At 62.5% G+C, this 21,532-nt stretch carries 20 protein-coding genes and 2 pseudogenes; 12 read left to right on the top strand and 10 right to left on the bottom strand.

Annotated elements, in window-relative coordinates; genetic code table 11:
• Nucleotides 1–195: 195 nt before the first annotated feature.
• The gene (locus tag ACF8R3_RS03155; RefSeq protein ID WP_058603315.1) at nucleotides 196–657 is read right to left on the bottom strand and encodes a hypothetical protein; all 462 of its coding nucleotides are present in this window, start codon (nucleotides 655–657) and stop codon (nucleotides 196–198) included.
• Between the two features lie 131 nt (nucleotides 658–788).
• Here ACF8R3_RS03155 and ACF8R3_RS03150 point away from each other — a divergent pair, with 131 nt between their 5' ends.
• The 4 genes from ACF8R3_RS03150 (at nucleotide 789) to ACF8R3_RS03135 (ending at nucleotide 3,936) form a co-directional block, all read left to right on the top strand.
• The gene (locus ACF8R3_RS03150; RefSeq protein WP_058603316.1) at nucleotides 789–1,280 is read left to right on the top strand and encodes a DUF1543 domain-containing protein; all 492 of its coding nucleotides are present in this window, start codon (nucleotides 789–791) and stop codon (nucleotides 1,278–1,280) included.
• 35 nt (nucleotides 1,281–1,315) lie between these two features.
• A complete protein-coding gene (locus ACF8R3_RS03145; protein ID WP_058639906.1) occupies nucleotides 1,316–2,284 on the top strand; it encodes a 5'-nucleotidase in 969 nt (322 codons plus the stop codon).
• 44 nt (nucleotides 2,285–2,328) lie between these two features.
• Nucleotides 2,329–3,099 carry an SDR family NAD(P)-dependent oxidoreductase gene (locus ACF8R3_RS03140; protein WP_326383601.1) on the top strand — a complete coding sequence of 257 codons (771 nt, stop codon included), beginning with the start codon at nucleotides 2,329–2,331 and terminating at the stop codon, nucleotides 3,097–3,099.
• Between the two features lie 72 nt (nucleotides 3,100–3,171).
• Entirely contained in the window at nucleotides 3,172–3,936 is a 765-nt protein-coding gene (locus tag ACF8R3_RS03135; RefSeq protein WP_196142920.1) for a hypothetical protein, read from the top strand.
• A gap of 52 nt (nucleotides 3,937–3,988) precedes the next feature.
• On the opposite strand, the gene ACF8R3_RS03130 is transcribed toward ACF8R3_RS03135, so the two are convergent.
• Complete coding sequence (locus tag ACF8R3_RS03130; RefSeq protein ID WP_058639909.1) at nucleotides 3,989–4,306, bottom strand: hypothetical protein; 318 nt, start codon at nucleotides 4,304–4,306, stop codon at nucleotides 3,989–3,991.
• 109 nt (nucleotides 4,307–4,415) lie between these two features.
• A complete protein-coding gene (locus ACF8R3_RS03125) occupies nucleotides 4,416–4,604 on the bottom strand; it encodes a hypothetical protein (protein ID WP_033695128.1) in 189 nt (62 codons plus the stop codon).
• Between the two features lie 120 nt (nucleotides 4,605–4,724).
• Here ACF8R3_RS03125 and ACF8R3_RS03120 point away from each other — a divergent pair, with 120 nt between their 5' ends.
• Nucleotides 4,725–5,174, top strand: a complete 450-nt coding sequence (locus ACF8R3_RS03120) for a GNAT family N-acetyltransferase (RefSeq protein ID WP_392514934.1) — start codon at nucleotides 4,725–4,727, stop codon at nucleotides 5,172–5,174.
• A gap of 331 nt (nucleotides 5,175–5,505) precedes the next feature.
• Here the strand turns inward: ACF8R3_RS03120 and ACF8R3_RS03115 are convergent, their stop codons facing one another.
• Together ACF8R3_RS03115 and ACF8R3_RS03110 are read right to left on the bottom strand one after the other, a co-directional pair.
• Nucleotides 5,506–5,730, bottom strand: a complete 225-nt coding sequence (locus tag ACF8R3_RS03115; RefSeq protein ID WP_058639924.1) for a hypothetical protein — start codon at nucleotides 5,728–5,730, stop codon at nucleotides 5,506–5,508.
• Between the two features lie 121 nt (nucleotides 5,731–5,851).
• Entirely contained in the window at nucleotides 5,852–6,913 is a 1,062-nt protein-coding gene (locus ACF8R3_RS03110; RefSeq protein ID WP_058639925.1) for an aldo/keto reductase, read from the bottom strand.
• A 221-nt stretch (nucleotides 6,914–7,134) separates the two neighbouring features.
• On the opposite strand from ACF8R3_RS03110, the gene ACF8R3_RS03105 reads away from it, so the two are divergent.
• Nucleotides 7,135–7,641 (top strand): GNAT family N-acetyltransferase, encoded by a 507-nt coding sequence (locus ACF8R3_RS03105; RefSeq protein ID WP_058639928.1) that lies wholly within the window; start codon nucleotides 7,135–7,137, stop codon nucleotides 7,639–7,641.
• A 3-nt stretch (nucleotides 7,642–7,644) separates the two neighbouring features.
• Here the strand turns inward: ACF8R3_RS03105 and ACF8R3_RS03100 are convergent, their stop codons facing one another.
• Nucleotides 7,645–7,815, bottom strand: coding sequence for a DUF2986 domain-containing protein (locus ACF8R3_RS03100; RefSeq protein WP_078478475.1), 171 nt, complete (start codon nucleotides 7,813–7,815; stop codon nucleotides 7,645–7,647).
• A 96-nt stretch (nucleotides 7,816–7,911) separates the two neighbouring features.
• Between ACF8R3_RS03100 and ACF8R3_RS03095 the strand changes: the two are divergent.
• Nucleotides 7,912–8,759, top strand: a pseudogene (locus ACF8R3_RS03095) (AraC family transcriptional regulator).
• Nucleotides 8,760–8,788: 29 nt separating this feature from the next.
• A complete protein-coding gene (locus ACF8R3_RS03090) occupies nucleotides 8,789–9,175 on the top strand; it encodes a cupin domain-containing protein (protein WP_392514932.1) in 387 nt (128 codons plus the stop codon).
• A 190-nt stretch (nucleotides 9,176–9,365) separates the two neighbouring features.
• Here ACF8R3_RS03090 and ACF8R3_RS03085 read toward each other — a convergent pair whose 3' ends face one another.
• From ACF8R3_RS03085 to ACF8R3_RS03075, 3 genes are all read right to left on the bottom strand, one after another.
• Nucleotides 9,366–10,940, bottom strand: a complete 1,575-nt coding sequence (locus ACF8R3_RS03085; protein WP_392514930.1) for an aldehyde dehydrogenase (NADP(+)) — start codon at nucleotides 10,938–10,940, stop codon at nucleotides 9,366–9,368.
• 88 nt (nucleotides 10,941–11,028) lie between these two features.
• Nucleotides 11,029–12,018 (bottom strand): AraD1 family protein, encoded by a 990-nt coding sequence (gene araD1, locus ACF8R3_RS03080; RefSeq protein WP_182138735.1) that lies wholly within the window; start codon nucleotides 12,016–12,018, stop codon nucleotides 11,029–11,031.
• 29 nt (nucleotides 12,019–12,047) lie between these two features.
• On the bottom strand, nucleotides 12,048–13,355 hold the full coding sequence (locus ACF8R3_RS03075; protein WP_392514928.1) for an MFS transporter: 1,308 nt from the start codon (nucleotides 13,353–13,355) through the stop codon (nucleotides 12,048–12,050).
• Nucleotides 13,356–13,539: 184 nt separating this feature from the next.
• Between ACF8R3_RS03075 and ACF8R3_RS03070 the strand changes: the two genes are divergently transcribed.
• The 4 genes and pseudogenes from ACF8R3_RS03070 to ACF8R3_RS03055 form a co-directional block, all read left to right on the top strand.
• Nucleotides 13,540–15,273 carry an IlvD/Edd family dehydratase gene (locus ACF8R3_RS03070; protein ID WP_145254881.1) on the top strand — a complete coding sequence of 578 codons (1,734 nt, stop codon included), beginning with the start codon at nucleotides 13,540–13,542 and terminating at the stop codon, nucleotides 15,271–15,273.
• A gap of 229 nt (nucleotides 15,274–15,502) precedes the next feature.
• The gene (locus ACF8R3_RS03065) at nucleotides 15,503–16,225 is read left to right on the top strand and encodes a FadR/GntR family transcriptional regulator (RefSeq protein ID WP_058603330.1); all 723 of its coding nucleotides are present in this window, start codon (nucleotides 15,503–15,505) and stop codon (nucleotides 16,223–16,225) included.
• Between the two features lie 325 nt (nucleotides 16,226–16,550).
• Nucleotides 16,551–19,571, top strand: a complete 3,021-nt coding sequence (locus tag ACF8R3_RS03060) for an autotransporter domain-containing protein (RefSeq protein WP_392514941.1) — start codon at nucleotides 16,551–16,553, stop codon at nucleotides 19,569–19,571.
• A 469-nt stretch (nucleotides 19,572–20,040) separates the two neighbouring features.
• Nucleotides 20,041–20,244: pseudogene (locus ACF8R3_RS03055) on the top strand (hypothetical protein); the annotation flags it as partial.
• 34 nt (nucleotides 20,245–20,278) lie between these two features.
• Here the strand turns inward: ACF8R3_RS03055 and ACF8R3_RS03050 are convergent.
• Nucleotides 20,279–21,457: a multidrug effflux MFS transporter gene (locus ACF8R3_RS03050; RefSeq protein WP_196185839.1), complete on the bottom strand. Its 1,179-nt coding sequence runs from the start codon at nucleotides 21,455–21,457 to the stop codon at nucleotides 20,279–20,281.
• Nucleotides 21,458–21,532: the final 75 nt, after the last annotated feature.

Raw genomic sequence — 21,532 nt, 5'->3', positions numbered from 1 at the left:
TGGCCGTGCGAGGTCTGGGTGAGCGGTGTCACACACTTGAGCTGGGAAGCCTGAATGCTGGATTGCTTCGCGGTCCGTTGCAACATATCGCTGAGCTCTCAGCGTGATGCGATAATACCCTGGTGCGGTTAGAAAGGTGCCCTCGCTCCCAATCCAGACGCTTGTACGTCGTGCATCAACCCTCATGCCCGTGTATCACCCTCCCGCCACCCGCCCAGCCATTTTCACCAACGCCTGCCTCAAACTGGGCAAATCACTGTACCGCTGCTCGGCCATCACTTTGCCGTCTTGAACCTCCAGCCATTGCACCGATTCGCGGTCCCCGCCGTAGCCCTTGGCCACCTCCCCGTCCCGATCCAGTAAGATCCGGTAATTGGCCGAGCGCATGGCAGGTACCATCACCGCTGCCACCATGCTGGGCATCTTCTCGATGTCTGCGACAAAGACCACGCCCCGCGCTTCAAGATAGCCCTCTGGCGTGTGCTCGACCGCATTGTTGACCAACCGTGCAGTGGCCATGCTGCGCGCAACCATGACCACACGGGTCTTGTCGTCCAACGTGAATGCCTGGTCGAACTGGTCATTCAAGGTCCAGTGCTCGGCGGCTTGCACCAGGGGTGCACAGAGCATCGCCAGGAACAGAAAAGGAGTGCGCATCTTGCTATCTCGCAGTCAAAGGTTCGCCCACACTAGCCGTCTTGTGCTCACGCGCCAAGCACTGCGCTTGAAGCCGCCTGCGGATGCTGCAAAATGACGCCCTGCGATGACCGGTTCAACAAGGAAACCTCATGCTTTATATCGTCATGCTGGGGGGACGCCATGCAGGGGCCAAGATCGAGGTCCACGACATGGTGTTCGCCCAGGCCCCCAGCTTGCAACAGGCCTACCCGCAGCTGCGCGACGCATGGTTCGGCAGCCAGCAGGGGCTGCATATCGATGCCTGGCTGGAAGTCGACGGCGTGGATGGCATGCGGGTGGAGTTGCACCCCCACCCGGCAAAACGTGGTGCGCTGCGCCTGTACTTCATCAACCTGGGCGGCTACGAACGCGGCGTGTTCGGCGAAGCGCACCGCTACGTGCTGGTCAGCGCCCGCAACAAGGCCGATGCCAAGGCATTGGGCAAGCAACACATGCAAACCGGCTGGCTCAAGCCGCATACCGATGCCGTGCTGAGCGTGGACGACTGCCTGGCGATCGACTGCGTAGACGGGTTGTACGTGCACCTGGTCGAAGGGCCGCACAAACCTGTCGTTTCGCGTAACGATTATATTCCCCTCTGACTTTGCGCCTCTGCCGGGGCCCTAGGGAGTCTCCCATGCCTTACCCCATCGAACAGAAACTGGTGATTGGCGTTGCCTCCAGTGCGCTGTTCGACCTGACCGTCTCGGACGACATCTACACCCAGGACGGCGTCGAAGCGTACCGGCGGCACCAGGAACAGAATCTGGATGAGCCTTTCCCCAAAGGCGTGGCGTTTCCGTTTATCCGTCGTTTTTTGCGTATCAACCAGGCATTCCCGGAGCAGCTGCCCGTCGAGGTGGTGTTGCTATCGCGTAATTCGCCGGAAACAGGCCTGCGGGTATTTCGCTCGATCAACCACTACGGCCTGGACATCACCCGCGCCGCGTTCATGTCCGGCCGCTCTCCATACGAGTACATACCAGCGTTCAACGCATCGCTGTTTCTAAGCGCTAACGAAGAGGACGTACAGAAAGCCATCGACGCCAATTACCCCGCAGGCCGTGTTCTGCCGACCCGCATCTACGATGACGAAATCGATACCGAGCTGCGCGTGGCGTTCGACTTCGATGGCGTGATCGCCGACGACGAAGCCGAAAGCGTCTACAAGCGTGGCAACAGCCTGGATGAGTTCCAGGCCCACGAGCAGGCACACCAGCGCGTTCCCCACACACCTGGGCCCCTGGCCGACCTGTACCGCAAACTGTCGCTGATTCGCACCCTCGAAGACCGCAAGCTCGAAGATGATCCCCACTACAAGCGCATCCTGCGTATCGCCATCGTGACGGCGCGCAATGCACCTTCCCATGAGCGGGTGGTGACGACCCTAAAAGATTGGGGAGTATCGCCCGACGAGTGTTTCTTTCTGGGTGGCATGGAGAAACCGCGCGTCTTGTCGATTCTCAAGCCCCACGTCTTCTTTGATGACCAGCGCAGCCACCTGCACTCGCCTGCGGGCGATTTGCCGATGGTGCACGTGCCGTTTGGGGTGGCGAACCGGATACCGACGGCTGAACCTCATGTCGATGGAAATTCGGATGACTAAGGCGGTCTACCCATGACCGAAACGATGGCCAGAGTGTGCTTGTCATGAGTCTCATACCAGGGTTGGACGATAAAGCCTGCGTACTGATCTGCGGGGCCAGCCGTGGAATCGGGCTCGCGCTGTGCAACGCGCTGGCGAGGCGCGAAGACGTCGATCAGCTGATCGCTGTATCGCGCCATGCCACGCAGAATCCGGCATTGAGGGCGCTGGCCGACGCTAATCCGAATCGTATATTGCTAGTGGACTGCGACGCGCGCGAGGAGGCCAGCCTGGCCGCCATGGCCGCGCAAGCCGGCGAGCGATGTGCGCACTTGCACGTTGTCATCAGTACCTTGGGGATCCTGCACCAGGAAAACGCCAAGGCCGAAAAGTCTCTGGCGCAGTTGGACCTTGCCAGTTTGCACGCCAGCTTCACCACCAACGCCTTCGCCCCGATTCTGCTGCTCAAGCACCTGCTGCCTCTGCTGCGCAAGCAACCTGCAACCTTCGCTGCACTGTCCGCGCGTGTGGGTTCGATCAGCGACAACCGTCTGGGGGGTTGGTACAGCTACCGGGCCAGCAAGTCGGCGCTCAATCAGTTGCTGCACACAGCCAGTATCGAACTCAAGCGCCTGAACCCGAATGCGACTGTTCTGGCCCTGCACCCGGGTACCACGGACACAGAACTATCAAGGCCGTTCCAGGGCAATGTGCCTGAGGGAAAACTGTTCGAGACGACGTTTGCCGCGCAGTGCATCGTGGAACTGATCGGGCGTCTCGGACCCAACGTTACGGGTAGCTTCTGGGGCTGGGACGGTCGCAACATCCCCTGGTAGGCATCAGTGGCGAGCACCCGGGCATTCAACAGGGTAAAGTCGGCACTGTCTTGAGAGCCGGAACGCGCCGCGATGACCTTGTTCTACCTGAAACTTGCCATTACCCCTTTGCTGATGTGGGCCATTTCTCTCGCGTCCAGGCGCTGGGGCGGGCTGCTAGGGGGACTGCTGGCGGGCATGCCCATTACCTCGGGGCTGGTGATGACCTTCCTGAGCCTGGAGCAAGGGACGGACTTTGCCCTGAACGCCGTGCCTGGTGCACTCGGGGGGCTGGCAGCCGTGCTCGCTACCTACGCGTTCTATCTATATGCCACACGCAGGCTCGCCATCGGGGCTGCTGCGGGCCTGGCGATCGTCTTCTACGGCTTGGTCGCCTATGTGCTTACGCACTGGGGCCATTTGTACGTGTCGATAGGGGTGGCGCTGGGGCTGATCGTACTGCTGATTATCGCCAGCGGGCGCGAGCCCAAGCCTGAAACCCTGGCACGTGTACGGCATCGTTACTGGGAAATTCCCTTGCGCATGGTCTCGGCAACGGCGTTGCTGATGATCACCACGCACCTGGCCGCCTGGCTTGGACCCCAGACGAGCGGCATGCTCGCGCCGATCCCCGTCATCGCCTGGCCATTGATGGTGTTTGCCCATGTGCAGAATGGGCGCGCGGGCATGGCGGCCATGGTGCGCGGCAATGCCATTGGCGCAGTGGGTGTATTGGCGTTCTACCTGATGTTGTCGGGGCTGATGAAAGCGCTGGGGGTCATTCCGACCATCGTGCTGGCCATGGGGACGGCGGTTGCGTTGACGGTAGTGCTGGCAGGCTTGCTGCGCGGCCGCTAGCGTTGCCCAAAGGCGCTGTGGACAGCCCCAGCGCCTCGGGTTCAAGCCAGTGTCACGGATGTTCTTGCGAAACAGAGTTGTTGGCTTGCACGTCCTTCATGTCTTCCTCAAGCGCTGCATCCCCTGCGCCAGGGTCTTCATGGGTGCGTGCGGTACCGTTGTCGCGTGGCACCTGGCTGTCCTGGTCGGAGCCGGGGTTTCCGGGGGGTGGATTCCAGTCCTCGGGGCGCTCGCCGCCTGCCTGGCCGGCGCCTTGCTTGGGTTCCGAAGGGGCCTGTTCAAGGCCTGAACCATGACCCTCACCAGTGTCCGGAGTGTTCTGGGCCGGGCCTGGGTAGGGTGCTGCAGGACCATTGTTATCGATTGGCATACGCATTCTCCTGATTGAGGCGCTGTAATAGCGTGAGTCTGCTTAACGCTGTTGCCGCCGGCATCCATACCAAGGCGGCGAGGTATGGGTGGAAACTGCACTACGCCCGTTATTCTCTGGGCGTATTCACATCCATGGGCGGCTGCTCGGAATCCTCCATGTCACCACCCTCCTCTTCGTTCATGAGCGGATCATCGTCCGGATCAGGTATGGTCGGGTTGTCAGGGTTCACCGACGGGTCCGGTGAAACGGGCATGTCATCGTCAGCGCCGTCCTGTGCCATGGGGTCTCTGTTCATTGCCGCGTACCTCGAAAGAATGGATGAGGCCTACAGTTATTCGAGAACAGCGCGGGCGCAGGCGTTCGATCGGGATGAAGCCCGTCCGTCGCAATCGAGGAGGCCGAGGTTGATGCAAGTGTGATCAGAGCGGCGACCGTCCTGGACGCAGAAGGCATCAGCCGGGTGATCCTGGCTGCCCTGCGCCACAGCAACGCGGCAGACTATGACGCCGCAACACTGGCGCGCGTGGCGCGCTCCTTCACACCCCAGGCGGTGGCCACATTGCTGGACAGGCGGGTTGTATGGGTGGCCTTGGAGGGCGGCCTGATCGTCGCAACGGCAGGTCTTGAGAAGGATGAGGTGCGCAGTGTATTCGTCGACCCGACCTATCAGCGCCGGGGTATCGGTGAACAAATGATGGGCTGCATCGAGCAGGAAGCGCTGGACAGTGGGGTCTTGCAGTTGCAGGTGCCCTCTTCACTCACTGCTCAAGGTTTCTATACCAAGTTAGGTTATGGGGTGGTTCGGGAAGTCCGCCATGGAGATGAGCGAACGGTGGTCATGGCGAAGGTGTTGACTGCTGGATAACTTAGGGTGCAAGTGAGTGCCTTGGGCTATCTTTGACGCCCGGCAAATCCCGTGTAAATACAGTCTTGATTCTGTATTGGCCTAGAGAGCGGAGGCCTGAACTTTGCGGAAGGAACTGCCTGATGCCGCCCCTGAAGGCTTGCCGATGTAAGAGTAGGAGCGGTCTTGTACCGCGATGGGCCGCGCAGCGGCCCCGGCAATCTCAGTTGCGGAGCTGAAATCCTGGGGCTGCTGCGCAGCCCATCGCGGTACAAGACCGCTCCTACGCGAGACTCGCTAGCTTGCGAAGGCGGCGCAAGACAGTTCCACCTAGCGTCCACCAGCGAGCAACCTAGACCACTACGATATCCGTCAACCCCAGCACCTGGGCTTGCGCCAGGATTTCATCGGGCGTGGCATCGGCTGCGGGCATCACCAAGCTGTTCTCGCCGTCGCCAAAGTGCAGCACGATCAGGTGCAAGGCCGCTTCGTGCAGGGCCAGGTCAGGCTGGTCCAACTCGAAGGTATGTTCTGTCGAATTGCCATTGAGCGAGTAGCGAACAGTGAAGGCGTGCATGAGCACCTCGGTCTAGATTGGGAACTCATTACTTGACCGGCGAGACAGGAAATAATTCACACCACCACCAAGATCGCCTTGCCAAGCGGGCAAGACGACCTGGTATCAAGCGGCGCAGGTGTTACTTCATGGTCTCTCGGTACAGCTCGATGAACGGCGCTTCAGCCGGATCGATGCGGTCCATGCCGGCGGCAATGCGGTGCCAGTAGGGATACTGCGGCGCGATGCGGGTGGCCTGTTCGATCTGCTTCAGGTCCTCTTGCGTCAACACCAGGTCTGCCGCCTGCAAATTGTCTTGCAGCTGATCGAGGGTGCGGCCAGCGGTAATCACGCTGGTAATGCCCGGGCGATCCTTGAGCCAGGCCAGGCAGACGCGTGAAGGCGAGCAACCGTGGCGTTCGCCGACCGCGATCAAGGTCTCGATGATGTCGTAGGCGCGCTCACGATCATGCACATAGGGTTCCGGCCAGTCGTTACCCTGACGAGTGCCCTTGGGCGTCTGCTGGCCACGACGCACCTTGCCAGTCAACAGCCCTTCACCCAACGGCCCCCAGACCAGCGTGGCAAAGCCCTGGTCAATCGCCATCGGCAACAACTCGTACTCGGCCTCGCGCGATTCGGGCGTGTAGTAGATCTGCTGGGAAACGGGTTGTTGCCAGCCGTTCAATTGCGCGCTGCCCAGGGTCTTCATCATTTGCCAGGCGGTGTAGTTGGACGTGCCGAAGTAGCGAATCTTGCCGCTTTGCACCAGGTGATCCAGTGCTGCCAGGGTCTCCTCCACTGGCGTGACGCCGTCCCAGTTGTGGATTTGGTACAGGTCGATATGGTCGGTGCCCAGGCGCTTCAAGCTGGCCTCGCACGCGCGAATCAGATGGTAGCGCGAAGCGCCGCTGTCATTGGGGTTGTCGCTCATCGGGCTACGCGCCTTGCTGGCCAGGATGATCGAGTGGCGACGCTCGCCCAGTGCCTTGCCGACAATTTCCTCAGCCAGCCCATGTGAATACAGGTCGGCGGTATCGACCAGGTTGACCCCGGCGTCGAACGCCGCCGCGAACATGCGCTTGGCCAGGTCCACATCGACGCTGCCGGTCTTCTCGAACGAGCCTCGCCCGCCAAATGGTACGGTGCCAATGACCAGTTCCGAAACCAGCAGGCCGGTGTTGCCGAGTGCGCGATATTTCATGGAAACCTCCATAGCAAAAGACTAGAAATACCGACGTACCTGCGCGCTGAAACGTTCAATCGGAAGCTTTCGGCGGCGTTCCCTATCAAGCCAGCGGTTGCGCCAACGACTGTCAAAGGCTTGCCAACGCACCATGCCCGTCGTGACCCTATGCGTAGGTGGCAAAGGCGTTACGCCACAGGCATGCTGGCAAGCTGACCAACGGACGATGCGAGATGACGATGCAATCCCCCTGTACCACGTACTACCTAGAAATGACCTCGCCAGAGCAACTGGTGGAAAAACCCCAGCGCCCGGATTTGCACATCGTCGAATGCGAGGTGCCACAACCGGCCTTCAACCGCTTTCTCTACGCGTTGGTCGGCACGCCCTGGTCCTGGGGTGACCTGGACGCGTGGAGCGAGGCGCAGTGGCAGGCGCAGGTCGAGCAGGAAGCTCACCGCACCTGGGTGGCTTACCACCGGGGCGCCATCGCCGGGTATTACGAACTGTATCGCCCTGACGGGCGTAACGCCGAAATCCGTTACTTCGGCTTGGCCCCGCAGTTTCTGGGCGCAGGCTTTGGCGGCCCGTTGTTGAGCCAGGCGGTGCGTTGCGCCTGGGCGTGGCCCGGTACGCAGCGTGTATGGGTGCATACCTGCACCCTGGATCACCCTGCCGCGCTGGGCAATTACCAAGCGCGCGGCTTCAAGATCTACAAGCAGGAACAAACCCCGTCGGAAGCCTGAGGCTCAGGCCTGGGGTTCGGGTTGCACTGCGGCGTCTGCGGCCGTTTGCAGCGCCAGCTTCTCGCGATCGGCCTTGCTGATGTACTTGGGTTTGGTGCTGCGCGGCGCCAGCTTGGCGCTGGCCTTCTTGGCGTGCGCCTTGAGCAGTTGCTTGATTTTCTTCTGACGGTTCATGGTGGGTTCTGGTGAGGAGGAATGGGGCCTATGATAGCGCGTTGTCTTTCCTTTCCGTGAACCGCCGGGGCCTGTGCCATGAAACGTTCGCCCAGCATGCCCCCGGTTTCCGACTGGGTCATCCGCAGCACGCAGCCTGGCGCCATCGAGCGGATCGAGGCGTGGTTCGGTAGCCACGGCTATGATCCCCATCGGCATGACACTACTCCATCGGCCGTACCTTGGCCGGGGTTCAGAGTTTTCATTACAAAGGCGCGTTGCGCCACGGCATGCCGGGCAACACGCTGGTGCTGCACCCCGATGAGTTGCACGACGGCATGGCCGGCACCGAGACGGGTTTCCGTTACCGCATGGCCTACATCGACCCTGCGCTGATTCAGGCCGCATTGGGCGGCCAGCCGCTACCGTTCGTGCCCGGTGGGCTCTCCAGTGACCCGCGCCTTTTCCACGCCAGCGAAACGTTCGTTCAGGCCGTGGACCACCCTCTGGAAAGGCTGGAGGAGCAAGACGCTGTCTACGACCTGGCCATGGCGTTGCGCGCTGTCGCGGGCAAACCACGCGGGCGCAAGCGCCTGGATTACCGGTCCGCCGAGCGCGCCAAGGCGTTCATTCTGGAGCACCTCCACCTGGGCATTACCCTGGAGATGCTCGAACGCGCCAGCGGCCGTGAGCAATGGAGCCTGTCCCGGGACTTCCGGGCTTTGTACGGCACCAGCCCCTATCGCTTCGTCACCCTCCGGCGGCTGGACAATGTGCGACGGCTGTTGCTCGATGGCTTCACCCTGGTCGACGCAGCCCTGGCGGCAGGCTTTCATGATCAAAGCCACATGACCCGACACTTCACCCGCAGTTATGGGGTGCCGCCGCTACGCTGGCTCGAACGCCTGCGGCCAGGCCAGCAACGTGCAGGATCGTACAAGCCTGCAGACACCGAGCTGCAATAGGCTGCGTACTCCAACCAGGAGTAATCACCATGTTCGAATCCAATCAGCACATCCAGCCGCACCCTGTGAGCCTGAACCAGAAGGCGTCGATGATCGACAGTCAGTGGAGCCCCAGGGTAGTTGCACAGATGAACGACTACCAGTTCAAGGTTGTGCGCATCGAGGGGGAATTCATCTGGCATGCGCACCCGGAAACCGATGAAGCCTTTCTGGTGCTCGAAGGCACGCTGCGCATCGATCTGCCGCAACGCAGCGTCCATGTAGCGCCTGGCGAGTTGTTCGTGGTACCCCGGGGTGTACAGCATCGCACGGCAGCCGAGGGCGAGGCCAAACTGCTGATGATCGAGCCATGTGGGGTCCTGAACACTGGCCATGAGGGTGGTGAGCGAACGGCGCCCAATGATCTGTGGATCTAGCCATCCAGGTACTGCGCTTTGTCAAAACCTCAAGGCAGGCCTGGACGCTCGATAGCTCCCAAATCGGTTGAGAGCCTCATTCACTGCCTGACACTCAGCAGTCTTCAGTGATCACTTGGGACTTCCACCGCTGACAGCCGCCTGACCCTCACCAGGCGGCACGTGCTCCGGTGCCAGAACCGTCAAGCCGTCATACAAGCGCCTCGCGGCTATGCTGGCCGTCGATCAAGCGCAGCAGGCCCAGCGGGTTGGCGTTTTTGAGGGCGTCGGGCAGTAGTGCGTCGGGATAGTCCTGGAAGCAGACCGGCCGCAAAAAACGGTCGATAGCCAGGGTGCCTACGGACGTACCGCGCGCATCGGATGTGGCGGGATAAGGTCCGCCGTGCACCATTGCCTCGCAGACCTCGACGCCCGTTGGGTAGCCGTTGACCAGCAGGCGCCCGGCCTTGCGTTGCAACACCGGTACCAGCGCGGCGAAGCGCTGGAAGTCTCCAGGCTCAGCGATCAGCGTGGCCGTCAGTTGCCCCTGCAGCGCCTCGAGGGCGCGACGCAGTTCGGCTTCGTCAGCCACTTCGATGGCGACCGTGGTAGGCCCGAAGACTTCTTCCTGAAGGACTTCATCGCCCTGCAACAACAGGCTCGCCTGCGCCATGAACAGCTGGGGCTGGGCTTGGTTACCTCCCTGTTCGGACCCGGCCAGGTGGCGTATCCCTGGGTGCTGGTGCAGGCGCTGCACGCCGGCACAATAGCTGCGCAGGGTTCCGGCATTGAGCATGGTCTGGCCAGGCTGATCAGCCAGGTGCGCGCCTAACTGCGCCAGGAAGTCGCTGAAGGCTTCGCCAGCGATACCGATGACCAGCCCCGGGTTGGTGCAAAACTGACCACACCCCATCACCACCGAATTGGCCAGCTCCCTGGCAATCTGCGGGGCTCGCGCTCGCAGCGCGCCTGGCAGCACCAGCACCGGGTTGATGCTGCTCATTTCGGCAAACACCGGAATCGGCTGCGCGCGAGCGGCCGCCATGTCGCACAGGGCCCGTCCACCCTTGAGCGAGCCCGTAAAGCCCACGGCTTGAATCATCGGATGACGCACCAGGGCTTCACCTACCCCCGCGCCGTAGATCATGTTGAACACGCCAGCGGGCATGCCGGTCGCTACAGCGGCCCGTTCGATGGCTTCACCCACCCACTCGGCCGTAGCCATGTGCCCGCTGTGCGCCTTGATCACCACCGGGCACCCTGCCGCCAGCGCAGCGGCGGTGTCGCCACCGGCCGTGGAGAAGGCCAAGGGGAAATTGCTGGCGCCGAACACCGCCACCGGGCCCAGGCCAGTGCGGTACTGACGCAGGTCAGGCCGTGGCAGCGGCTGGCGCTGGGGTTGCGCGCGATCGATGCGGGCGCCCAGAAAGTCGCCGCGCCGCAGCACCTTGGCGAATTGGCGCATCTGGTTGCTGGTGCGGGCACGCTCGCCCTGGATGCGCCCCGCTGGCAGGGCAGTTTCTCGGCAGACGGTGGCGATGAAGGTATCGTCCAATGCATCGAGCTGATCGGCGATAGCGTCGAGAAACTGCGCGCGGCGCTCAGGTGCCAGGGCACTGTATGCGGGGAAGGCGGCTTCGGCGGCCTGGGCTGCGGCGTCCACTTCTTCGGGGGTTGCCTGGCTGAAGGTGACCGGCAGGGCCTCCCCCGTGCAGGCATCGAGGCTTTGCAGGCGCACACTGCCAGCGGCGCTGCGTTGGCCGCCAATGAAATTGCTTCCAGTCATGATGGACTCCTGAATTAAGAGATTGAAGTTGCCGCACCTGACCGCTGCCCAGGGCACGGGGCACGCGCCCTGACGGCCAGAGGTGGGCTTACAGGCTTTTCACGCTCCCTGGCTGCACCTGCTTCGCTGCTGGCGCAATGCCGTTGCGCAGCGGCTCGCCGAAGGCTGGCAGGCTGATTTCGAAGGTATCGCCAGGCTGCGCCTGGATGCCGTCGGCGAACGACAGCGTCGCAGTGCCGAAGTAGTGCACATGAATGTCGCCAGGTCGCAGGAACTGGTCGTATTTGAAGTGATGGAACTCCAGGTTCTCGAAGCTATGGCACATGTTCTGCTCACCTGACAGGAAGGGTTGGCTCCATACCGGTTGGCCATCACGCAGGATGCGGCTGGTGCCCTCAAGGTGCGCCGGCAGTGCACCGAGCCGCAGCTCCGGTCCGAAACTGCAGGCGCGCAGCTTCGAGTGGGCCAGATAAAGGTAGTTACGCCGCTCCATCACATGGTCGGAGAACTCGTTGCCCAGCGCGTAGCCCAGGCGGTACGGCGTGCCATCAGGGCCGATCAGGTACAGGCCGACCAACTCCGGCTCTTCGCCTGCATCCTCGGCAAACGTCGGCAGCGGCAGGTCGGCCCCCGGGCGCACGACGATGGCGCCATCGCCCTTGTAGAACCATTCCGGTTGTGCACCCACCTGCCCTGCTGGCGGTCGGCCGCCTTCCATGCCCCACTGGAACATGCGCATGCTGTCGGTCACGGCGTCCTGGGCCTGTTGCTGATGCATCTTGTCGCGCGTGGCGGCGCTACCCAAGTGGGTCAGGCCAGTGCCGGTCACTAGGCAATGGGCCGGATCGGGGTGATCCAGCGGCGGTAGCACCCGGCGCTCGGCCAACAGCGTTTGGTAATCGTGACGCTCGCCCAGGCCCACTACCTGCACGTGATCGGCCAGGGTCAGGCCAGCGGCGATGGCCTGCAGGGCCAGCTCGCGGGTGGTGTCGATGCCACACACGCGCAAGACGTAGTCACCTTCCACCACGCCGACATGGCGCTCGCCGGTGGCGGTTTCAAATTGGATCAGTCGCATGGTCGTACTCGCTTGTCGGTTGCGAAAAATTATCGGGAGGCGCCAGCCACCTGGGTGGATGCATCACGCTGTCGACGCTCCAGGCGGGCGTAGACAACTCCGGTAAGCAGCACCCCGAACACGGTGACCAGGGCCAGGAAATACAGCCCGGACGACAGGTGCCCCGTGTGTTCTTTCAGGGCGCCGATGCCAAATGGGCCCAGGTAGCCGCCCAGGTTGCCGATCGAGTTGATCAGGGCGATGCCGGCCGCAGCGCTGGCCCCGGAGAAAAACCGCCCAGGCAGGGTCCAGAAGATCGCCGTGCACGAGAACAAGGCGAACGCCACCAGGCATAACGCCGCCAGTTGCAAGGCCGGCACGCTCAACCAGGCACTGAGAAACAGCCCGACTGCGGCCAGGGCGTACAGCAAACCGAGATGACCGTAACGGTCATTGAGGCGGTCCGAGCTGCGTGGCACGACCAGCAAACCAATGATGCCGAACAGGTAGGGCACCGCCGACACGAAACCGGTGACCAAGTCGCTGCCGCCGAACTGGTGGATCAAGGTGGGCAGCCACAACCCAAGCCCGTAGATGCTCAGGGTCATGGGCAGGTAGAACAGCGCCAACAGCAGCACGCGGCTGTCTTTGAGTGCATGCAGCGGGTTGCCGTGGCGGGTCTGGCCGTATTCACGCAGGTCATTGGCCAGCTGCTCCTGCAACCAGGTGCGTTGCGCGTCGCTGAGCCAGCGCACCTTGGCCGGGCCATCTGGCAACAGGCGCAGGGTGGGCCAGGCCAACAGCACCGCAGGGGTCCCGATGCAGATGAACAGCCATTGCCAGCCGTGCAGGCCATAGGTGCCGTCCAGGCCCAGCAATGCGCCGGAAAGCGGCCCTGTGACCAGCATCGCCAACGGCTGGGAAAGGATGAACAAGCCCAGGATCTTGCCGCGATGACGCACCGGGTACCACTGGGTGATGTAGTACAGCACCCCCGGGAAGAAACCCGCCTCGGCTGCCCCCAGCAGAAAGCGCATCACATAGAAGCCGTTCGGCCCGGTCATGAATGCCATGCCAACGGTGATGGCGCCCCATGTGAGCAGGATGCGCGCGAACCAGCGGCGTGCGCCGAAGCGGTCCAGCAGCAGGTTGCTCGGCACTTCGAATAGAAAATAGCCGATGAAGAACAACCCGGCGCCCAGGCCATAGGCCGCGTCGCCCAGGCCAATGTCGGCGCCCATGTGCAGCTTGGCAAAGCCGACCGCCGAGCGATCGACATAAGCCACCAGGTACAACAGAACCAGAAAAGGGATGAGCTTGAGTGTGATCAGGCGGACGAGCCGCTGCTCCTGAATCATGGCGATGTCTCCAATTGTTCTTGTAATGGGTACAACACCAGGCCGAGGTTTTTTGGCAGACCGCTGACCTAGGAAATCGATCATATAGTATTACTATTTGAAGCAACAACCCTTCACATGTTGGTTTTTTGGCGATACATTGAGCACCATAACGATAAATAGTAATACTAATAAGGTGTCCATCATGTCCGATAGCAAGCCGTCGCTGCGCTCCGCCCAATGGTTCGGTACCGCCGACAAGAACGGGTTCATGTACCGCAGCTGGATGAAGAACCAAGGCATTCCGGACCACGAGTTCCAGGGCAAACCGATTATCGGCATCTGCAACACCTGGTCGGAGCTGACCCCGTGCAACGCGCATTTCCGCAAGATCGCCGAGCACGTCAAGAAAGGCGTGCTGGAAGCAGGCGGCTTCCCGGTGGAATTCCCGGTGTTCTCCAGCGGCGAATCCAACCTGCGCCCCACGGCCATGCTCACGCGCAATCTGGCGAGCATGGATGTGGAAGAAGCCATTCGCGGGAACCCGGTCGATGCCGTGGTACTGCTGACCGGTTGCGACAAGACCACGCCTGCGTTGCTGATGGGCGCTGCCAGCTGCGACGTTCCGGCCATCGTGGTGACCGGCGGGCCAATGCTCAACGGCAAGCACAAAGGCAAGGATATTGGCGCCGGCACTATCGTGTGGCAGATGCATGAGGCCTATAAGGCCGGCCACATCGACCTGAACGAATTCCTCTCCGCCGAGGCGGGCATGTCGCGCTCAGCCGGCACCTGCAACACCATGGGGACGGCTTCGACCATGGCCTGCATGGCTGAGGCGCTGGGCACCTCGCTGCCGCACAATGCCGCCATCCCTGCCGTGGACGCACGCCGTTACGTGTTGGCGCACTTGTCGGGTATGCGCATCGTCGACATGGTGCGCGAAGACTTGCGGCTGTCGAAAATCCTCACCCGCGAAGCCTTCGAAAATGCCATCCGGGTGAATGCCGCCATTGGCGGCTCGACCAACGCGGTGATTCACCTCAAGGCCATTGCCGGGCGCATTGGCGTCGACCTGCAACTGGAGGACTGGACGCGGGTGGGACGTGGTACGCCGACGCTGGTCGACCTGCAACCTTCGGGGCGTTTCCTGATGGAGGAGTTCTATTACGCGGGCGGTCTGCCGGCCGTGATCCGGCGCCTGGGTGAGCATGGTTTGTTGCCCAACCCGACTGCGCTGACCGCAAACGGCAAGAGCCTGTGGGACAACTGCCACACCGCACCACTTTATGATGAGGAAGTCATCCGCCCGCTGGACAAACCGCTGGTTGCCGACGGCGGTATCTGTATTCTGCGGGGCAACCTGGCGCCCAAGGGCGCAGTGCTCAAGCCTTCTGCGGCCACCCCCGCGCTGATGCAGCATCGGGGGCGCGCCGTGGTCTTCGAGCACTTCGAAGACTACAAGGCCCGCATCAACGACCCGGACCTGGATGTGGACGCCAACTCGATCCTGGTGATGAAGTATTGCGGACCCAAGGGTTATCCCGGCATGGCCGAGGTGGGCAACATGGGGCTGCCGGCCAAGTTGCTTGCCCAGGGTGTAACCGACATGGTGCGCATCTCCGACGCGCGCATGAGTGGCACGGCCTATGGGACCGTGGTGCTGCACGTTGCACCGGAAGCAGCCGCAGGTGGGCCTTTGGCCGTGGTACGCGAGGGGGACTGGATCGAACTGGACTGCCAGCAAGGCCGCTTGCACCTGGACATCGACGAGCAGGAACTGGCCGGTCGCCTGGCGGATCTGCAGCCACCGCCACAGCTGATCAGCGGGGGGTATGCCAAGCTCTACCTGGACCATGTGATGCAGGCTGATGAGGGCTGCGACTTCGACTTTCTCGTCGGCTGCCGCGGGGCGGCAGTGCCCAAGCACTCTCATTAGCCCAGGGACATCACCCTAAGCGCGACCGTGACTGGCTGAACGGCACGAGGTCGCTTGATGCCGCTTGCCGCTTGAACGCCGTGGAGCTGTCTATGCACCGACAGCTCCGCGCCCGCTAGAGCCGCGGCCCGCCAGCCCCCCTATGTCCGCCATCAAGGCGCTGCAAAACAGCCCTGCATCCATCAGTGCTATGATGCGAGCCCCGCCAGAAGGACCTCGCACACCCCTCATGAATTACCGCCAGCCCTCAACGCGCAAGAGCATGCACGCTACCTTGGTCCAGGACCTGGGCCTGCAGATCGTGTCCGGTCAACTCGCCCCAGGGCAGAAGCTGCCGTCCGAGGCAAGCCTGTGCGAAAGCTACGCGATCAGTCGGCCTGTGTTTCGTGAGGCCATGCGTGCCCTGACGGCCAAGGGCCTGGTCGAAGCGCGCCCCCGGGTCGGCACCCTGGTCAGGCCGCGCCATGACTGGCACATGCTCGACCCCGATGTGCTGCACTGGCTGATGCAGGCAACGCCGCAGCAGGAGTTCTTCAATACCCTGTCCAGCGTACGCTGGGTCATAGAGCCTGCTGCTGCTGCCCTGGCCGCCACCAGTGCCACGCCAGAGGACGTGGCGTCGATCGGCGAGGCCTACCAGCGAATGGAAGCGGCGCGCACGCCAGATGAGCGGCTGCAGCCAGACCTGGACTTTCACGCCCGTATCGCCGATGCCACCCACAATGACCTGCTCGCCTACCTGTGCAACATGCTGTCGATGGCGTTGCGCGAATCGGTGCGCTTTTCCAACCAGCGTCCGAATTTCGATGAGCTCGCCCTCCCCCGGCACAAAGCCATTTTGACGGCTATCCAGAACGGCGACGCCCTCGGCGCCCGGCATGCCTCCCTGGTGCAGCTCGAAGATGCCCGCCTGGCGCTGAGCAAGGTGCTAGGGCAAGACCCGGCCAGCTGAGCGCCAAAAAGCATAATCATAAGGCCATCATTGGCGTAACAGCCTTTGGACGTGGCGAATCGGCCATCCGTTACCGCGGAGTGTGGCGTGCGTCACATTGGGCGCCTAACTAGCACATCCGTACTATTTCACCGTCTTGGGTCGCTCCCGATACTCCCCCTGTTTACCGCCGTACACAGGAACGCCAAGCCCTTGGGGCGCGGTGGCCACGCTGGTGGCATCTCATGGAGTCTCCGGAGCCGTTATGAACCCCTTATTCAAGTTATCCCCCCTCACCTTCGCGATTACGCTCGCCCTGGCCCCCGGCGCGTACGCAGCCGACTACGTGCTCGACAGCGGTCAGGACACTTTCAGCAGCGACCGAGGCATTGATGGCGCTGTGGTGCTACGCCCCAGCAACGGCACGCCGTCCACCCTCACCCTCAACAATGGCGCCCAAGTCACCAGCTTCGGCGGCCGGATCGGTGGATCGTCCACCAACGACACTGCCAGTACGGCCATGGCCACGGTCGTCGTACAGGGCCCTGGTACACGTTGGAACGTGCCACGCACCGGCGCGGTGCTGGGCAACACCATCGTGATCGGCGGCGCCGGGCAAGGCACTCTCAACGTGCTCAGCGGCGGGCAGGTGTCGGTCCGGGACCTGCAGTTGAGCGACAATGGCAATGCCGGCAACGCACTGTCCCGGGCCAACCTGCTGGTCAGCGGCCAGGGCTCGAAAGTGGACACGGTCAACGTCACCTCCGGTGGCGTTTTCCTGTACGACTCGCGCATCAACCTCAAGGATGGCGGGCAACTGGTCAGTGAGCGTGTGGCCATCAACTCGATCAGCGAACTGTCGGGCGCTGGTACTCGCTGGGACAACACCGGCACCTTCAGAAACCGCAACGACCTGAGCCTGAGCGACGGCGCCGTGTTGACCAGCGACTCCATGGCGCTGGGGTCGGCCAACGTCAGCCGCAACACCCAGGTCAATGTCTCCGGTGAAGGCACCCGCCTGGCCACGCGTGCCATGACACTGGGCACCACGACTTCCAGTACCATCCTGACCCTGGCCAACGGCGCCGAGCTGAGCAGCACCGACGGGATCGACATCAGCGAGCTGACCAGCATCAACTCCGCCGCCCGTGGCACGCTCAGCATCGGTGGCGCCGTCGTGCGGGACGATGCGCGTACCGACATCGATGCCATCAGCGCCGGTACCGCCCAGGCGGCGGGCCGCCTCGACCCGCAAACGGCCATTCGCTTCGGCGCCGGCAGCGGTGCACTGGCGTTCAACCATACCGACAGCAACCTGCAAGTGAACAACCGCATCAGTGGCGCTGGCCGTGTGTACGCGTTCAGCGGCGACACCACCTTGGGCGGCGATCTGACCGGCCTTTCGGGGAGCACGGTGGTACGTGGTGGGCGGCTGGTACTGGGCGGCGACGTGGACCAGACCAACCCACGAGGCACATCATTGCTGAGCGTGGGCAACGGCACCTTGGTGGTCAACGGCACCGTTGGGCATACCGACGCTTCAGGCAACTACAGCAACCGTGCCCAAGTATTGGCCGGTGGCGTGCTGGCGGGCAACGGACAGGTCGGGAGCACGCAAGTGGCCTCGGGCGGTACGCTGTCGCCAGGTGAAGCAGCACTGGGCACCTTGAACATCAAGGGCGACCTGGACATGGCAGAAGGTTCCAGGTACGCCGCCGACATTGCTGGCAATGGCGGCTCGGACCGCGTCAACGTAAGCGGCAGAGCCACCCTGCGCGGTACGCGTGTGGACGTGACCACCCTCAACGACGCTCAAAGCTACCAGACCGGGCAAACCTATACCCTGCTGGCCGCGCAAGGCGGTGTGGTGGAGGGCGCAGCGGCAGGTACCGCGTATGCGCAAGCGTTTACCAACTCGGCATTTCTCAATGTCAGCCTGCAGCGCACCGCCAATGAACTGAACCTGACCATTGCGCAGAAAGGCACTACACCGCCTGTTGAACCACCCGTGGAGCCGCCTGTACAGCCTCCCGTGGAGCCGCCGGTACAGCCGCCTGTAGAGCCCCCGGTCGAACCGCCCGTACAGCCGCCGGTCGAGCCGCCTGTTGAACCCCCGGTGCAGCCGCCTGTAGAACCGCCTGTCGAGCCCCCGGTACAGCCGCCGGTCGAGCCCCCAGTAGAACCACCGGTACAGCCACCCGTTCAGCCGCCGGTGCAACCGCCAACCACAGGCACCCCGGGCATCTTCCAGACGGTGGCGCTCACACAGAACCAGTGGAATACGGCGGGCGCCCTGAGTGCATTGCAACAGAGCGGCGACCCGCTGCGCCTGTACAACAACTTGCTGGTACTGGATGCAGCCAGTGCCCGCGATGCCATCGACCAACTGTCCGGTGATTACCACAGCAGTACGGGCACCGCGCTGATTGCCAATAGTCAAGTCGTGTCGGGCGTGCTCGGCACCCGCGTACGCGGCCTGTTGGACACTAACACCGTGCGCATGCCGCCAGGGGCATCGAACCTGATGCCGGCCACCCCCGAGGCGCAAGGCGGCGCGTGGGCGCAAGTGTTCGGCAACTGGTCGAAGCTCGATGGCAACAGCGGCGCCAGCGGCCTGCACCAACGCACCGGTGGTGTGCTGATCGGCGCGGACGGCAGCATTACCCAGGACTGGCGTGCCGGCGTGTACGGCGGTTACAGCCGCTCCAAGTTCGATGCCGATGACCGCGATGCCAAGGGCCACAGTGACAACTATCACTTGGGCCTGTACACCGGCGCCCAGATCGACGCGCTGCGCCTGAGTGCAGATGTGGGCTACACCTGGCACAAGCTCGACAGCAGCCGCAACGTGGCGTTTGCCGGTTACAGCGACCACCTCAAGGGCAAGCGCGACGCCAAAACGCTGCAAGCCAGTGGCGAGGCGGCCTACCTCATCGGCCTGGGCGCGGTGGCGTTGGAGCCGTTCGTAGGGGTGTCCTACGTGAACTACGACGCCGACCGTTTCCGCGAAAAGGGCGGCGCAGCGGCGCTGAACGTATCGAGCGAGAAACAGGACACCTGGTTCTCCACGGTCGGCATGCGGGCTTCGACCCACACACGTGTGGCCAATCACGATACGCAGCTGTTCGGCTCGCTGGGCTGGCGCCGGGCCTACGGCGACCTGGACCCACGCAATGAGCAGGCGTTTGCCGGTGGACCGAACTTTGAGGTGCAAGGGATTGCGCAGACGCGAAACGTGACACTCACTGAAGTGGGGGCAAAGGTACAGCTGAACCGTCAGACTGATGTAGGGCTGTCGTATCAAGGGCAGTTTGGCTCTGATACACGGTTCCATTCGGTCAATGCAGGCATCACGGTTCGCTTCTGAGGGGTGGCGGGGGCACAGCCCCTGCCGGACATAGTGACTGCGGCATCCAGGGCTTCCAGGCAGCCCTGGATGAGCCACCGGCATCTCCTGCCTGGGGACCCACCGGCTTTGAGATGCGCTGCTCGACGGTCACCGTCGTGGAGATCGCCTCACTCTCAGATGAACTGAGCGGTCGACTTCAAATCCCTGTTATCCAATTGCTACGTATCGATACTGTGCACACAGGTGTACCTGCCTGACAGGTGCGCATTCAATCGTGGAAGGCACCGCGGCGGTGACGGGTGCAGCGAGCGCATTGCGAAAAAATCAGATTTAAGCCCTTCCACACTTTCTATGGTGGCTGTACGTGTGGGCACCCCTGTGGTGCGCCCAGTGCCAACGTCTCGGTCTGTCAACCCGCGTACAGCTGCCACCCTATTGTTTGACAGCAACAGTGAGGCGGCTCCACTTCCTACGTTGGAGTTGAACCATGCTCAAGATCGTCCCCGCCCCCCCTCCCCACAATGCCTGCCTAGAAGACATTCTGATCCAGGCCACCGAGTACGCTACGTGCGCGGCCGCTGTAGTGCAACAGGCCTTGTCACTGGGTTCCAGGTCGCCCTCTTCGGTGCTGATGCTGACGTCTCTGCATGAGCTCGAAACGCTGAAAGCTCTGCTTGAGTCAGCGAGCGCTGGGCCAGCATTAAGCGTGCAGGCCCGCCCGAGCGCTACCCTGGCTGCGCCGGTTGCTTGCGATAGAGCGACTGCATGCAAGCAAACAATGCCAAACAGCTCAACACCGCCACCGCCCCGGCGAGCACACCGAAACCTGTGCCTAATACCGCGCTCACACCCATCGCCACAACGGCTGCGCTGCCAATCTGGCAAAACCCCACCAACCCCGAAGCGGTGGCTGCATGCCCATGTTCACTGGCGATAGCACCTGAGATTGCCAGTGAAAGCGATGACCCATTGGCCAGGCTGACCAGGCACATAGGCAGCACCACGGCCGTAACGCTGTGCCACCCCATGGCGTACGCCAGGAGAAACGCCATGGCGCCGAGTACGAAGCAGGTGATGCCGATCGCAACGATCCGGTCGTAAGGTAAGCGGTCAAGCAGCCGCCGGGCCAACAGGTTGGCCCCGATGATGCCCAAGGTAAGCGGCATATACAGCCAACCGCTTTGCGCCTCGCTCAAGCCTGCTTGTACGAAAAGGAACGGCGACTGCGTCAGATAAACGAACCAAGCACAATAGATAGAACACACCACTAACGTGTAGCGGCAAAAGCTGCGGTCACCCAGCACACGGCTAAAACCCGCAAAGGGGGCGTTCCTGCTCCGCGCCGCGACCGGTAGCGTTTCAGGTATTAAAAACAGCGCCAAAAGCAGCGCTACCGCCCCGAATGCTGCGACGAACAGAAAGTCGGCTCGCCAGCCGAATGCGACGGCCAAGTGCCCACCGATTGCCGGGGCCAATGCCGGCGAGAGTGATACGAGGGGGTAAATCACGGCATAGACTTTCGCCGAGGTTCGCTTGTCGCAGGTGTCGGCGATCAACGCACGACCAATCACCAGCCCCGCCGCCGCGCCCACCGCTTCCACCATGCGCCACGCGATGAAGTCCATGTAGCTGCTGGACAGCGCGCAGCCCACGGAGCCCAGCAGATAGAGAACGCCACCGGCAAGCAGCACCGGCTTGCGTCCTCCTCGGTCTGACATTGGGCCATAAGCCAACTGCGCAATGGCCAGTGCCAGTAGATAGAACGAAACGGTTTGCGGCATTTGCCAACTGGCAATGCCAAATTCAGTAGCCATGCCGGGCATCGCGGGTAGATAGATATCCGAGGCGACGAGGCCGAAGGCGCTCAGCATGGCGACTGTCAGGATGAAGGATAAGCGAGGCATTGTGCTCCCTGGCATCCGGCTTGGGCCGGCTGCGTGATGGACGATGAATGAACCTCGCTATGTTATGCAGCCTGC

The sequence above is a fragment of the Pseudomonas sp. FYR_7 genome, from assembly GCF_043106155.1.
GTDB lineage: Bacteria > Pseudomonadota > Gammaproteobacteria > Pseudomonadales > Pseudomonadaceae > Aquipseudomonas > Aquipseudomonas parafulva_B.
Note: the sequence above shows the minus strand (reverse complement) of the source record. Positions and strands in the feature narration are given on the sequence as shown.

What these genes read in the sequence shown, in the direction of transcription:
- ACF8R3_RS03155 (WP_058603315.1), bottom strand. Translation starts at nt 657, where the DNA reads ATGCGCACTCCTTTTCTGTTCCTGGCGATGCTCTGTGCACCCCTGGTG.
- ACF8R3_RS03150 (WP_058603316.1), top strand. Translation starts at nt 789, where the DNA reads ATGCTTTATATCGTCATGCTGGGGGGACGCCATGCAGGGGCCAAGATC.
- ACF8R3_RS03145 (WP_058639906.1), top strand. Translation starts at nt 1,316, where the DNA reads ATGCCTTACCCCATCGAACAGAAACTGGTGATTGGCGTTGCCTCCAGT.
- ACF8R3_RS03140 (WP_326383601.1), top strand. Translation starts at nt 2,329, where the DNA reads ATGAGTCTCATACCAGGGTTGGACGATAAAGCCTGCGTACTGATCTGC.
- ACF8R3_RS03135 (WP_196142920.1), top strand. Translation starts at nt 3,172, where the DNA reads ATGACCTTGTTCTACCTGAAACTTGCCATTACCCCTTTGCTGATGTGG.
- ACF8R3_RS03130 (WP_058639909.1), bottom strand. Translation starts at nt 4,306, where the DNA reads ATGCCAATCGATAACAATGGTCCTGCAGCACCCTACCCAGGCCCGGCC.
- ACF8R3_RS03125 (WP_033695128.1), bottom strand. Translation starts at nt 4,604, where the DNA reads ATGAACAGAGACCCCATGGCACAGGACGGCGCTGACGATGACATGCCC.
- ACF8R3_RS03115 (WP_058639924.1), bottom strand. Translation starts at nt 5,730, where the DNA reads ATGCACGCCTTCACTGTTCGCTACTCGCTCAATGGCAATTCGACAGAA.
- ACF8R3_RS03110 (WP_058639925.1), bottom strand. Translation starts at nt 6,913, where the DNA reads ATGAAATATCGCGCACTCGGCAACACCGGCCTGCTGGTTTCGGAACTG.
- ACF8R3_RS03105 (WP_058639928.1), top strand. Translation starts at nt 7,135, where the DNA reads ATGCAATCCCCCTGTACCACGTACTACCTAGAAATGACCTCGCCAGAG.
- ACF8R3_RS03100 (WP_078478475.1), bottom strand. Translation starts at nt 7,815, where the DNA reads ATGAACCGTCAGAAGAAAATCAAGCAACTGCTCAAGGCGCACGCCAAG.
- ACF8R3_RS03090 (WP_392514932.1), top strand. Translation starts at nt 8,789, where the DNA reads ATGTTCGAATCCAATCAGCACATCCAGCCGCACCCTGTGAGCCTGAAC.
- ACF8R3_RS03085 (WP_392514930.1), bottom strand. Translation starts at nt 10,940, where the DNA reads ATGACTGGAAGCAATTTCATTGGCGGCCAACGCAGCGCCGCTGGCAGT.
- araD1 (WP_182138735.1), bottom strand. Translation starts at nt 12,018, where the DNA reads ATGCGACTGATCCAATTTGAAACCGCCACCGGCGAGCGCCATGTCGGC.
- ACF8R3_RS03075 (WP_392514928.1), bottom strand. Translation starts at nt 13,355, where the DNA reads ATGATTCAGGAGCAGCGGCTCGTCCGCCTGATCACACTCAAGCTCATC.
- ACF8R3_RS03070 (WP_145254881.1), top strand. Translation starts at nt 13,540, where the DNA reads ATGTCCGATAGCAAGCCGTCGCTGCGCTCCGCCCAATGGTTCGGTACC.
- ACF8R3_RS03065 (WP_058603330.1), top strand. Translation starts at nt 15,503, where the DNA reads ATGAATTACCGCCAGCCCTCAACGCGCAAGAGCATGCACGCTACCTTG.
- ACF8R3_RS03050 (WP_196185839.1), bottom strand. Translation starts at nt 21,457, where the DNA reads ATGCCTCGCTTATCCTTCATCCTGACAGTCGCCATGCTGAGCGCCTTC.